The sequence below is a fragment of the Aeromicrobium sp. genome (genome assembly GCF_032084975.1).
Lineage (GTDB): Bacteria > Actinomycetota > Actinomycetes > Propionibacteriales > Nocardioidaceae > Aeromicrobium.
Map to the genome: position 1 here is coordinate 18,888 of NZ_DAMDLR010000006.1, position 13,534 is coordinate 32,421.

A 13,534-nucleotide genomic window follows, 5' to 3' on the forward strand; every position below is an offset into this window, starting at 1 on the left:
CCGTGACCCCTGACGTCCGCCGCGAGGCGGGCGTCAGGGGTCCAGCAGCACGCCGGGATTCATGATCCCCGCGGGATCGAGCGCGGCCTTGCCCGCGCGAAACGCCGTGGCGAACAGGTCGGGCCGCTGCTGGTCGTACCAGGGCCGGTGGTCCCGGCCCACGGCGTGGTGATGGGTGATCGTGCCGGCGTTGGCGATGATCGCGTCCGAGACGGCCGCCTTGATGTGGTCCCACTGCCTCACCGAGTCTCCCCAGCGACCGGCCGCGAAGATGCCGAAGTACGGCGCAGGACCGTCGGGGTACACGTGCGTGAACCGGCAGGTGACCACGCCCGGCGCACCGACGTCGCGCATCGCCTCCTGCGCCGCGCTGTCCACGGCCGAGCGGAGGGCGTCGAACCGGTCCCACGTGCAGGCGGTCTCGAACGTCTCGACGATCATCGCGTGCGCGGCCAGCGCGTCGCGCTGGTACGGCATCCGCAGGAACGACGAGCGCCACGTGTCGGCCGCACCCGAGCGTGCGACCTGCTCGGCGCTGTCGGTGTACGCGGCCGGCTCGTCGAGCGTGCCGCCATGGTCGCGGCACAGCTCGAGGGCACGCTCCATCGAGGCGTCCACCGGATGGTCCGCCGACTCGAAGCCCAGCACGAGGACCGCGGAGGACGCGCCGGCGTTGATGAACGCCTCCACGGGGTCCAGCAGGCGGCAGTTCGCGGGGTACAGCCCCGACTGGGACAGCGCGCGCACGGCGGCGACGCCGTCGTCGAACTCGGCGAAGCCCACCGACGCCGCGGCACGCCAGCGAGGCCGGTGCTGCAGGCGCATCCAGGCCTCGGTGATGATGCCGAGCGAGCCCTCCGAGCCCAGCAGCATCCGGTCGGGCGACGGCCCGGCGCCCGACCCCGGCAGTCGCCGTGTCTCCAGGACGCCCGCCGGAGTCACGACCCGCATGGACGAGGTGAGGTCATCGATGTGCGGCAGCAGGGTGGCGTAGTGGCCGCCCGCGCGGGTGGCGAGCCACCCGCCGAGCGTGGAGAACTCGAAGGACTGCGGGAAGAACCGCAGCGTGTGGCCGCTCGGGCGCAGCTGCTCCTCGAGGTCGGGGCCGAGCGCGCCGGCCTGGATCCGGGCGGCGCGGCTGGTGGGGTCGACCTCGAGTACGCGGTCCAGCCGGGTCAGGTCGAGGCTGACCGTGCCGCGGTAGTCGTCGCCCACCCGAGGCTCCACTCCGCCGACGACCGAGGTTCCGCCGCCGAACGGGATCACCGCGACCCGCGCGTCGCTGCACCAGTCCAGGACCCGCACGACGTCGTCCTCGGACTCGGGGCGCACCACGAGATCGGGCACGTGTGGAAGGTCCGCCAGCAGGGTCCGCGCCACGTCGCGGAACGCCTGGCCGTGCCCATGGGCCAGCCGGTCGCGCACGTCGGCAGACGCCAGGGCGCCGAGGCTGTCCGGGGCGGCGATCCGAGGCGCATCGACCCCGAAGGCCTCGATCGGCGGTGGCTCGTGGTCGGCCAGCTCGCTGCCGGGCAGGAAGCCCGCGACGCGATCGCGCAGGGCCGTGCGCTCGGCGCCGACCACGGCGTCCTCGACGTGGCCCCATCCCCACCAGGACCGGTTCTTCGATGACATCGCGCGCTCCTCCAGCGGTGATCTGGGGCCACAACGGGCGCAGCAGCCCCTCGCGTCACCTTGGCGGTCCCCGGGCCGGCGGTCAACCGTCTCTCAACCGGCGTTCATCCGCCAAAGGGCAGACAGGACGCGCCGCGGGGGTCTATCAAGGAAGGAGCACGCCTTCTCGGCACGGCCACGGGCGTCGCTGCCAGGAGGCCTCGATGACGAACTCCGAACCGCCGGACCATGGCGTGGGACAGCAGTTCGCGAGGACGTTCGCGCCCTCCGAGCTGTACGACGAGGAGCGACGCCGCGCGTGGCGCCTCGACGAGGAGCCGGGTGGGCGCGGCCCGTACATCGTCGAGCTGAACCTGCAGCACACCGAGGGTCTGCTCGGGTCGGTCGCGGCCCTCAAGGACCTCCACGCACAGGTCGCGGGCGAGGCGCCCGCGCCGATGCCGATCTCCCGCACGTACTACCTGTGCCGGCTGTCGTGGGACGAGTGCAAGCGATTGCTGCGCCAGGACGAGCTGCAGGCCGTCGCCAAGGCCGGCGATGCCGAGGTCAACTCGATGCGCTTCCGGGCGATCTACAAGCTGTGGCCGGACTTCCCCGTCAGCAGCACGATGTACCGTTCCCTGCCGACCATCAAGGCCAACGCGGCGCGCCGGTCGTACGAGGCCGAGGGACAGGGCATCGTCTGGGCGGTCATCGACTCGGGCATCCACGGCACCCATCCCCACTTCGCGCAGCACCGCACGCTGGACACCGAGGGCGTGCGCAACCTGCACCGCAGCTTCGTCGCGCAGCCCACCGAGCTCGCCGGCATCCCGATGGCGGCGGAGGAACTGGCCGACCCCGACGAGCCGGGGATCGACACGGTCGAGCGGACGCGCCGCATCGACGCGCACCGGACCGCGGCGCTGACCGACGACTTCGGGCACGGCACCCACGTCGCCGGCATCATCGCGGGGTCGGCGCCGCTCAACGAGCAGGCGGGCCGGGTCCGGCTCTTCGAGCGCGTGGACCGTCCCGATGCCCAGGGCGAGCTCGAGCGGACGAGCGCGGTGATGACCCGCTTCCACGACGTCGAGCACCTGCACGGTGTCGCGCTGCGGTGCCGGCTCGTCAGCCTGAAGGTGCTCGACGACCTGGGCGAGGGCCGCTCGAGCGACGTCATCCGGGCGCTGGAGTACGTCCGCGAGAAGCTCAACGACAACCCGAAGCTGCTGCGGGTCCACGGGGTCAATCTGAGCGTCGGCTACGAGTTCGACGCCGAGATGTTCGCGTGTGGGCAGAGCCCGCTGTGCGCCGAGGTCGACCGGCTGGTCCAGTCGGGGGTGGTCGTCGTCGCGGCCGCCGGGAACACCGGGTACGGGTCGGTCGCGTCGAGCGTGCGCCCCACCAAGGCCGGGCTGTCGAACACCATCAACGACCCGGGCAACGCCGAGCTGGCCATCACGGTCGGCGCCACCCATCGCGACGCTCCCTACATGTACGGCGTCTCGTACTTCTCGTCCAAGGGCCCCACCGGGGACGGGCGGCTCAAGCCCGACCTGGTCGCCCCCGGCGAGCGCATCACCTCCTGCGGGGCCGGGGTCCGGCTCAAGGAGGCGCTGAGGTCGGCAGAGGCCGCCGGTGAGGACGACACCGTGTTCGCCGACTACATGGAGGACAGCGGCACGAGCATGGCCGCACCTCACGTCTCGGGAGCGATCGCCGCGTTCCTGTCCATCCGCCGCGAGTTCATCGGCAAGCCCCGCGAGGTGAAGCAGATCTTCACGTCCACGGCCTCGCCGCTGGGTCGTGAGCGGTACTTCGAGGGACACGGTCTCGTGGATCTCGTCCGCGCCATCCAATCCGTCTGACCGGAGACCCGCCATGCGCACGTTCGACCTCGAGTTCACCAAGGACGCGGCCGTCTTCGACCGGGACCAGGTCCGGTCCCTCGTGGACGACCTCGATGCGACGGACCTGATCGTGGTCGCGCACGGCTGGAACAACGACGTCCGCGAGGCCACGGACCTCTACGACGAGCTGCTCGCCAACGTGGACCGGCTGCTGGACCTGCGCATGAACCCCAAGGCGCCCTCGGCCCTGCGGCGGCTCGACGGTCGTACGTTCGCCGTCCTGCGCCTGTTCTGGCCGAGCAAGAGGTTCGCTGACGAGGACCTCATTCCGGGCGGCGGCGCGGCGAGCGCGGAGGCGGCCAACGACGCCGCGCTCGAGCGGATGCTCGACGAGCTCGCTGACGACCCCGAGCGCCTGGGCGGGAGCGGGACGACTCCCGAGCGAGCGGCGGCCGTCGCTGAGGCCAAGGCGCTCCTCCCCCGGCTCGACTCCGATCCGCAGGCCCGGGCGGACTACGTGAGGATCCTGCGCACCCTGACGGAGCAGGACGACGACTCCGACGACGACGGCACGTCCGCCTTCTTCGACGACGACGCCGCGACGCTGTTCGCGGCACTCGAGGGTCCCGTGACCGCTCCGGGGCCGCCGCCGGCCGGCGGTGCGACGTCGCTCGGCGGCGGTGCCGGCGAGGCGGGGTCGGACGAAGGTGGCGCCGCCGGGCTCCGGGAACTGCTCACCGGTGCGTCCGCGGCCGCGCGACGGCTGGCGAACCTCACGACGTACCTGCGGATGAAGGCGCGCGCCGGGAAGGTCGGTCGCGAGGGGCTTGCGCCGGTGCTGCTCGAGGTGCGCCGGAAGCACGAGGGTGTGCGCCTGCACCTCGTCGGCCACAGCTTCGGTGGGCGACTCGTGACGGCGGCCGCGTCCGCACTCGACGACGACACCGAGCACGTGACGCTGAGCCTGCTGCAGGCCGCGTTCTCGCACAACGGCCTCTCGGCCGACTTCGATGCGGGCAGGCCCGGCGGGTTCCGCGCGGTGCTGGGGAATCGCCGGGCGTCCGGGCCGATCGTCATCACCCACACGAAGCGCGATCGTGCCGTCGGCGTCGCCTACCCCCTCGCCTCGCGGATCGGCCGCCAGAACGCCGCAGGGCTGGGCGACAAGGACGACCCGTACGGCGGCATGGGTCGCAACGGCGCCCAGCGGACGCAGGAGGCCGAGGGCAACGCGACCTCGCTCGCCGCCGTCGGCCACGACTACGGGTTCGAGCAGGGTCAGGTCTACAACCTGCTCGCGGACGAGTTCATCTCCAGTCACGGCGACGTGCGCGGCCTGCAGGTGGCCTACGCGATCCTCAGCGCCGCGGGAGCCGACTGAGGGCGAACACGTCTCACAGCCCCAGCACGGCGCGGGCGATCATGAAGTAGATGATCAGGCCCGTGGCGTCACAGAAGGTCGAGATGAAGGGCGTGGAGAAGACGGCGGGATCGACTCTCACGGCCTTGGCCAGCAAGGGCATCGTGCCCCCGACGGTGGCCGACAACGTGCAGATGCCCACCAGCGTGAGGCCGATCACGAGCCCGATGTCGAGGTCATAGATCGCCGTGGCGACCAGCCAACCGACCAGGCCGATGATCGTTCCCAGGACGAACCCGGTTCGCACCTCCTTGAGCGCCACTCGTCCCAGATCCCCGGCGCCGGTCTCACCCATGGCCAGCGCACGGGTGACCGTCGTGGCCGCCTGGGAGCCGGTGTTGCCTCCGATACCGGTCAGCAGCGGGATGAACAGCGCCAACGTCACTCGCTGCTCCAGAGTGGACTCGAACAGCTCCAGCACGTTGACGGTGAGGATCGCCGAGACCCCGAGCACCATCAGCCACACGATCCGCGAGCGGGCCAACATCCTCACCGGTGTCAGCAAGTACGGGCGACGCAGTGGCTCCGCGCCGCCGGCCCGGGCTTCGTCCTCATCTCGGGCGTCCTCGACGATCCGGATGGCGTCGTCGAGCGTCAGCAGACCCACCAGACCGTCCTCGCGGTCGAGAACGGGAAAGGCCAGCACACCGCGCTCGACACACCGTCGAGCAGCGGTCTCGGCGTCCTCGTCGGCATGGGCCACCATGGGAGGGACCATGTGGTCACGGACGAGTTCCGCCTGCGGACGCAGCAGAAGCGTCCGAAGACTGACCACCCCGACGAGCCGCAGGTCCGCATCCACGACGGGGACCGTGTAGATCGTCTCCGAGTCATCACCGCGGCGCCGAACCTTCTCGAGCGCCTCCCCGAGGGAGTCCTGCGGCTCGACGCTGAGGAACTCCGGGCTCATCCGGCGGCCGACCGAGCCCCGTGCGTATCCGAGCACGACGGACATCGCGGGACGGGCGTCGTCGGGCATGGTTCGTTGGAGTCGCGTGGCGACCCGCGCCGGCAGCTCGTCGAGCAACTCCACGCGATCATCGGGGTCCAGTCCCGCGAACACGTCGAGCACCTCCTTCTCACCGAGTTGCTCGATCAACTGGCGCTGGGCGGAACGGCCCGCCCGCTCGAACACCTCTGACGCACGCTCCTTCGCGAGGAGCCTGAAGGCGACTGCCGCCATGTCATCGGGGAGACGCCTGAGCACTGCCGCGACCTCCTGCGGCGCCACGCCGGCCAACAGGTCTGCAGCGGCGGCGAGGTCCTCCTCGGACAGCGAGCTCCGCAGGGACTCAAGGACAGGCTGGCTCATGACCCTCCGGACGACGAATGGTGGACCCACGAGACCGACCGGTCCCTACGTACGCGACCTGACCGTATCGCGCCGGTGTCCGGCGTCGTGGGGACCGTTGGCCACGACCCGAACGTCGCGCCCGACGGCGTCACGTCCCGGTACGGGCCCGCCGTCCGCTGACCGCGCGTCTGGCCGGCTGCAGCCACACGACCCCGCTGGGCGGCAGCTGGAGCACGGCGGACGCCGGCTGGCCGTGCCACGACTCATCGGTGGCCTGCACCGAGCCGAGGTTCCCGACCCCGGAGCCGCCGTAGATCTCGGCGTCGGTGTTCAGCACCTCGTTCCAAGTGCCGGCCTCCGGCAGTCCGACCCGGTAGTCGTGATGCGGGCCGCCCGAGAAGTTGGCGATGCACGCCAGCTGCGATCCGTCCGCCCCGACGCGCAGGAAGCAGACGACGTTCCCGCTCGTGTCGCTGGCGTCGATCCAGCGGAACCCCTCGGGACGGCTGTCCGCGGACCACAGCGCCGGATCCGCGCGGTAGTGCCGGTTGAGGTCGCCGACCAGGCGCAGGATGCCCGCGTGCAACGGCTCCTCGAGCGCGGCCCAGTCCAGCGAGCCCGACTCCGCCCACTCGCTCGCCTGGCCGAACTCGCCGCCCATGAAGAGCATCTGCTTGCCCGGGTGCGCCCACATGAAGGCCAGCAGCCCGCGGACTCCGGCCGCCTTGTTCCAGTCGTCGCCGGGCATCCGCTGCCACAGCGACCCCTTGCCGTGCACGACCTCGTCGTGCGACAGCGGCAGGATGAAGTGCTCGCTCCAGGCGTAGTCGATCGAGAACGTCAGCTCGCCGTGATGGTAGGACCGGTGGATCGGCTCGTGGCCCAGGTAGGAGAGGGTGTCGTGCATCCAGCCCATGTTCCACTTGAAGCCGAAGCCCAGGCCGCCGCTGCTGGTCGGGCTGCTGACGCCGGGCCACGCCGTCGACTCCTCGGCCACCATGACGACGCCCGGGTGGTGCTTGTAGACGGTCGCGTTGAGCTCCTGCAGCAGCTGGACCGCCTCGAGGTTCTCGCGTCCGCCGTGCTTGTTGGCCACCCACTCGCCCTCGTTGCGCGAGTAGTCGAGGTAGAGCATCGACGCCACCGCGTCCACGCGCAGCCCGTCGAGATGGAACTCCTCCAGCCAGAACAGCGCGTTGGCGACCAGGAAGTTCCGCACCTCCGGTCGGCCGAAGTCGAAGACGAAGGTTCCCCAATCGGGCTGCTCGCCGCGGTGGGGGTCCGGGTGCTCGTAGAGGGGCGTGCCGTCGAAGCGGGCCAGCGCCCACTCGTCGCGCGGGAAGTGCGCCGGCACCCAGTCGACGATCACGCCGAAGCCGCGCTGGTGCAGGTGGTCGACGAACCAGCGGAAGTCGTCCGGGGACCCGAAGCGCGACGTGGGCGCGTAGTACGACGTGACCTGGTAGCCCCACGATCCGCCGAAGGGGTGCTCCGCGACCGGCATGAGCTCGACATGCGTGAACCCCGTCTCGGCCAGGTAGCTCGCCAGTGCGTCGGCCAGCTCGCGATAGTCGAGTCCGGGACGCCACGAGCCAAGATGCACCTCGTAGATGCTCATCGGCGCATCGAGCCACACCGTCGCGTCGCGCCGGCTGACCCACGCGTCGTCGGCCCAGACGTGACCCGGCTCGACGACCACCGAGGCGGTGGCCGGCGGGACCTCGGTGCCGAAGGCCAACGGGTCGGCCTTCTCGTGCCAGTGACCGCTGCGGTCCTGGATGAGGAACTTGTAGCGGGTGCCCGCACCGACGCCCGGGACGAACAGGTCCCACACGCCGGGTGCTCCGAGGGACCGCATCGCATGGTCGCCGCCGTTCCAGCCGTTGAAGTCTGCCGTGACCTGCACGGCTTGCGCGTTGGGCGCCCAGACCGCGAAGGACGTGCCCTCGACCGGGCCGTCCGGGCCCTCGACCGTGCGCACGTGCGCGCCGAGCACCTCCCACAGCCGCTCGTGCCGGCCCTCGCCGATCAGGTGCAGGTCCAGCTCGCCCACCGACGGCGGCCAGGGATAGGTGTCACTCACGCGCTCACTCACCTTCGCTCAGGATCCGTTCGATCGATGCCATCGGCACTGTCAGCCAGTCCGGACGGTTGGCGTGCTCGTACGAGACCTCGTAGACCGCCTTGTCCAGCTCGAGGGCACTCAGCAGGTCGGCACTGTCCCGCGGATCCTGGCCGGCGACCTTGCCGTAGCCGTCGCAGAACGCCGCCCGGTTGCGCCGCGCCCAGCTCATCGCGCTCGCGGTCCTCTCCGGGTCGTCCGGATGACCGACGAGCAGCTGCTGCGCGGCGTAGTCGAAGGAGCGCAGCATGCTCGCGACGTCGCGCAACGGAGACGCCAGCGCCGAGCGCTCGGCGACGCTCGCTGCGGGCTCGCCCTCGAAGTCCAGCAACAGCCACCCGTGGACGGTCCGCAGGACCTGGCCCAGGTGGAGGTCGCCGTGGACGGACTGCGTCGGGACGGGGACGGCGACGCCGGTGATCCGCTCGAGCACCGGGCGCAGCGCGTCGGCGTGCTGGGCGAGCGCCGGCACCTGCGCCGACACGCGCTCGAGACGCTCGAGCATGGAGTCCAGCGTGCGCCGGACGTCGTCGGCGCCGGCCTGCTCGGTGCCCAGCGCACGCGCCAGGTCGGCGTGCACGGTGGCGACCGCCTTGCCCAGCCGATAGGCCTCGCCGGCGAAGTCGCCGCCCAGCTCCTCGGGCGGGAGTCCGGTCGGATCGGCCATGAAGTCGCGCACGCTGGTGGTCGCCATGACCCAGCCGTCCGCCGCGTCAGGCATGAAGCGCTGGAGCATGCCGATCGTGACGTCCTCGCCGTCGATCTCGGCGCTGATCGATCCCAACGGCTCGGCGATCTGCTGCGAGCCGAGCTCGTGCAGGGCGCGATGGAGCACCAGGTCCTTGTTCACGCCGGGACCGAGCTTCCGGAAGAGCTTGAGGATGTGGTGGTGACCGTAGACCAACGACGTGTTGCTCTGCTCGGACGTGATGGGATGACCGCGCAGGCCGGTCGTGAGCTCGGCGCCTGGCTCGTGCTCGAACGACATCGAGCCGATGCGCGCTCCCTCGGCGATGAGGTCCAGCAGGCACGCGGTCAGGTCGGCGTCGCCACTGGCCTCGTAGCAGGTACGTCCGTCCTCGAGCCCGATCGAGGCCGATGCGGGCACCTCCGGGAGCTGGGACTGCCGGCTGCCGATCAGGAGCTGGTACAGGTCACGACGGTCACCCTGCTCGACCCGGACGATCAGGTGCAGCAGCAACGGGTCGCCATCGAGCAGGGTGGTCCACGAGACCGGGCTCACCGAGTCGATCTCGCGGTCCTTGCCGCCGAACCACCGCTGCGACGGCAGCCACTGCGGCAGGGCGGCCGCGACCTCGGCCGCCAGTTCGTCGTGTCCGCTCATATCTGGCTCCTCCGCTCGCCCTCGTCGCCGGTCTCGACCAGTTGGAACCAGTAGAACCCGTGACCCGGCAGTGTCAACAGGTACGGCAGCTCGCCGATCCTGGGGAACCGCACGCTCCCGGTCAGCTCGACCGGCGTGTGGTCGAGGTGCTCGGACAGGTCGAGCTCGACCGGCTGCGGGAACCTCGACAGGTTGTTGACACACAGGACCACGTCCAGCTCCCCGTCCGGCCGTGCCCACACCCGCTTGTAGGCCAGCACGCTCGGGTTGGAGCCGCCGAGGTCGACGAACTCGCCCTCGGCGAATGCCAGGTGCTCCTTGCGCACCGCGATCATCTGCCGCGTCCAGTTGAGCAGGGACGCGGCGTTGCCCTGCTGCGCCTCGACGTTGATCGCCTCGTAGCCGTAGGTCGGATCCATGATCGGCGGCAGGTAGACGCGCCCCGGATCGGACCGCGAGAAGCCCGCGTTGCGGTCCGGCGACCATTGCATCGGCGTGCGCACCGCGTCCCGGTCGCCGAGCCAGATGTTGTCGCCCATGCCGATCTCGTCGCCGTAGTACAGGACCGGGGAGCCGGGCAGGCTCAGCAGCAGGGCCGTGAACAGCTCCAGCTGGTTGCGGTCGTTGTCGAGCAGCGGCGCCAGCCGGCGCCGGATCCCGATGTTGGCCTTCATCCGCGGATCCGTGGCGTACTCGCGGTACATGTAGTCGCGCTCGTCGTCGGTGACCATCTCGAGGGTCAGCTCGTCGTGGTTGCGCAGGAAGATGCCCCACTGCGCACCGCTGGGGATCTCCGGCGTCTGCGCCAGGATCTCCGAGATCGGGAACCGCGACTCGCGCCGCACGGCCATGAAGATCCGCGGCATCAGGGGGAAGTGGAACGCCATGTGGCACTCGTCGCCGCCCAGCTCGGGATCGCCGAAGTACTCCACGACGTCCGCAGGCCACTGGTTCGCCTCCGCCAGCAGGATCCGGCCCGGATACTCCGCGTCGACGGCCGCGCGGACCCGGCGCAGGTACTCGTGCGTGCGAGGGAGGTTCTCGCAGTTCGTGCCCTCCTCCTCGAACAGGTACGGCACGGCGTCGAGCCGGAAACCGTCGATCCCGAGGTCCAGCCAGAAGCGCAGGACGTCGAGCATCGCCTCCTGGACCTCCTCGTTCTCGAAGTTCAGGTCCGGCTGGTGGCTGAAGAACCGGTGCCAGAAGAACTGTCCGCGCACCGGGTCGTAGGTCCAGTTCGACGCCTCGGTGTCGACGAAGATCACGCGCGCGTCACTGTAGGCCGAGTCGTCGTCGCGCCACACGTAGTAGTCGCCGTAGGGTCCGTCGGGATCGTTGCGCGACTGCTGGAACCACGGGTGCGCATCGGACGTGTGGTTGAGGACCAGGTCGGTGATGACCCGGATGTCGCGCTTGTGCGCCTCCTCGAGCAGGTAGACGAAGTCCTCGACGGTGCCGAACTCGGGCAGCACGGCGCGGAAGTCACTGATGTCGTACCCACCGTCGCGCAGCGGCGAGGCGTAGAAGGGCGGGAGCCACAGGCAGTCGACGCCGAGCCACTGAAGGTAGTCGAGCCGTTCGGCCAGTCCTCGCAGGTCCCCCGTCCCGTCCCCGTTGGAGTCGGCGAACGCCCGCACCAGGACCTCGTAGAACACGGCTCGCTTGAACCACTCGGGGTTGCTGGGTGCCTGCTCGGCGTGCCCGAACTCGTCGGCCTGCGGCTCCGTCAGGGTCCCGTCGTCGGCGATCGACTCGCCGGTGTGCGGAGTGTCGTCCAGTCCGGTCAGGGCCGCGTCCGGTGCTGTCGTCACGCGGGTCGTCTCGTCCGTCATGTCATCCTTCCGACCTGTGCAGGCTGATGATGTGCGCGCAGGCCCGGGAAGGGTCGAGGCGAACGTAGTTGGCGTCGGTCCAGTCGTACGACTCCCCGGTGACCTCGTCATGGGCGACCAGGTGCTCGCCCGCCGCGAAGCCGAGGCTCGGCAGGTCGAGCCACAATGTGCCCTCGCGCGCCTCGTGCGGATCGAGGGAGACCACGACGACGACCGTGTCACCGGACGCCGGGTCCTGCTTGGAGTAGGCGATCAGCGCCTCGTGGTCGACCTCGTGGAAGCGCAGCGTGCGCATCTGCTGCAGCGCCGGGTGGGCGCGACGGATCTCGTTGAGCCGAGTGAGCCACGGTTCCAGCGAGCGGCCCTCGGCCAGGGCGCCCGCGTAGTCGCGGGGGCGCAGCTGGAACTTCTCCGAGTCGAGGTACTCCTCCTTGCCGGGCCCGAGCGGCTGGTGCTCGTAGAGCTCGAAGCCGGAGTACACACCCCACGTGGGCGCCAGCGTCGCGGCCAACGCCGCCCGGAGCGCGAACATGCCCGGTCCCCCGACCTGCAGGTGCTCGGGAAGGATGTCGGGAGTGTTCACGAAGAGGTTCGGCCGGCCCTCGTCCCACCGGTCGCGGTGGTCCTCGCCGAACTCGATCAGCTCCTGCTTCGTCGTCCGCCACGTGAAGTACGTGTAGCTCTGGGTGAAGCCGAGTCGCGCGAGCCCCCACAGGCGAGCCGGGCGCGTGAACGCCTCGGACAGGAACAGCACGTCGGGATGCTCGCTCTTGACCGCGTCGATCAGCCACGCCCAGAAGTCCGGCGGCTTCGTGTGCGGGTTGTCCACCCGGAAGATCCGGACGCCCCGCTCGACCCAGTGCAGCGTCACCCGCAGCATCTCGGCGTAGATCGTCTCGCGGTCGTTGTCGAAGTTGAGCGGGTAGATGTCCTGGTACTTCTTGGGCGGGTTCTCGGCGTAGGCGATCGTGCCGTCGGGCAGCGTGGTGAAGAACGCGGGATGCGCCTCGACCCACGGATGGTCCGGTGCGACCTGCAGTGCGAGGTCCAGGGCGACCTCCATGCCCAGCGCGCCCGCCTTCGCGACGAGGGCGGCGAAGTCCTCCTCGCCACCGAGCTCGGGGTGGAACGCGTCGTGTCCGCCCTCGCGCGCACCGATCGCCCAGGGCGAGCCCGGGTCGTGCTCACCCGGCGTCAGCGTGTTGTTGGGTCCCTTGCGGTTGACCCGGCCGATCGGGTGGATCGGCGGGAAGTAGACCACGTCGAATCCCATCGCGGCGACCCGGTCGAGCTCGTCGGCCGCCGTGGCGAACGTGCCGTGAACGGGCTCGCCCTTTTCGTCGACGCCACCGGTCGAGCGGGGGAAGAACTCGTACCAGGACCCGAACGCCGCGCGGGTCCGATCGACCCACATCGTGCGGGTCGGGCCACGGGTGAGCGCCTCGCGCACCGGGAAGTCGTGCATGAGCCGGCGGACCTCCGGGGCGAGCGCCGGCCCGGTCCGGGCGCCCAGCGGGAGGTCGGCGGCGCGCAGTGCCGTCGCGGCTCCCTCCAGTGCCGGCTTGTCCTTCTTGCGCTCCTGGCGGGCAGCCACCTCGTCGAGCAGCCGCGCTGCCAGCTCGAGGTCGTTGGCGAGCTCGGCGGCCGTCTGGCCCGCGGCGAGCTTCACCTCGATGGCGTGGACGACGGTCGCCCACGGATCGCCCCACGCGTCGACACGGAACGTCCACGAACCGACGGCGTCCGGGACGATCACGGCACCGAAGGCGTCGGTGCCCTCGTCCACCTCGTGCATCCGGACCCTGCGGTCGCGCCGCTCCCCCGGTCCGCGCCAGATCACGTCGCACCCGACGGCGTCGTGGCCCTCACGCCAGACAGTCGCGGTGACCGGCACGTGCTCGCCCACGACCGCCTTCGACGGGTGGGTGCCGTCCCCGGACAGGGGTCGGACGTCGTCGATGCCAATTCGGCCTGTCATGCCCTGGGACCCCCGTACGTTGATCGTCTCGATGCTCCTACCAACCGTGGTGCACCCCCCGCCGGCCCGCAACACG

The 13,534-nt window shown here is 70.6% G+C and carries 8 protein-coding genes; 2 read left to right on the forward strand and 6 right to left on the reverse strand.

From position 1 onward, the window contains the following. Window positions 1–33: 33 nt before the first annotated feature. Complete coding sequence (locus tag RT323_RS02560) at window positions 34–1,635, reverse strand: FAD-binding oxidoreductase (protein ID WP_313404752.1); 1,602 nt, start codon at window positions 1,633–1,635, stop codon at window positions 34–36. A gap of 203 nt (window positions 1,636–1,838) precedes the next feature. Between RT323_RS02560 and RT323_RS02565 the strand changes: the two genes are divergently transcribed. Further along, window positions 1,839–3,485, forward strand: coding sequence for a S8 family peptidase (locus RT323_RS02565; protein ID WP_313404755.1), 1,647 nt, complete (start codon window positions 1,839–1,841; stop codon window positions 3,483–3,485). 13 nt (window positions 3,486–3,498) lie between these two features. Next, a complete protein-coding gene (locus RT323_RS02570; RefSeq protein ID WP_313404756.1) occupies window positions 3,499–4,848 on the forward strand; it encodes a hypothetical protein in 1,350 nt (449 codons plus the stop codon). A 13-nt stretch (window positions 4,849–4,861) separates the two neighbouring features. On the opposite strand, the gene mgtE is transcribed toward RT323_RS02570, so the two are convergent. From mgtE to RT323_RS02595, 5 genes are all read right to left on the reverse strand, one after another. After that, a complete protein-coding gene (mgtE, locus tag RT323_RS02575) occupies window positions 4,862–6,199 on the reverse strand; it encodes a magnesium transporter (protein ID WP_313404757.1) in 1,338 nt (445 codons plus the stop codon). 130 nt (window positions 6,200–6,329) lie between these two features. Further along, complete coding sequence (glgB, locus tag RT323_RS02580) at window positions 6,330–8,264, reverse strand: 1,4-alpha-glucan branching protein GlgB (protein ID WP_313404759.1); 1,935 nt, start codon at window positions 8,262–8,264, stop codon at window positions 6,330–6,332. Between the two features lie 4 nt (window positions 8,265–8,268). Next, window positions 8,269–9,648 (reverse strand): maltokinase N-terminal cap-like domain-containing protein, encoded by a 1,380-nt coding sequence (locus tag RT323_RS02585; RefSeq protein WP_313404760.1) that lies wholly within the window; start codon window positions 9,646–9,648, stop codon window positions 8,269–8,271. Next, entirely contained in the window at window positions 9,645–11,480 is a 1,836-nt protein-coding gene (gene treS, locus RT323_RS02590; protein ID WP_313404762.1) for a maltose alpha-D-glucosyltransferase, read from the reverse strand. The genes RT323_RS02585 and treS overlap by 4 nt, the downstream gene beginning before the upstream one ends. A 1-nt stretch (window position 11,481) precedes the next feature. After that, window positions 11,482–13,458 carry a maltotransferase domain-containing protein gene (locus tag RT323_RS02595; RefSeq protein WP_313404763.1) on the reverse strand — a complete coding sequence of 659 codons (1,977 nt, stop codon included), beginning with the start codon at window positions 13,456–13,458 and terminating at the stop codon, window positions 11,482–11,484. Window positions 13,459–13,534: the final 76 nt, after the last annotated feature.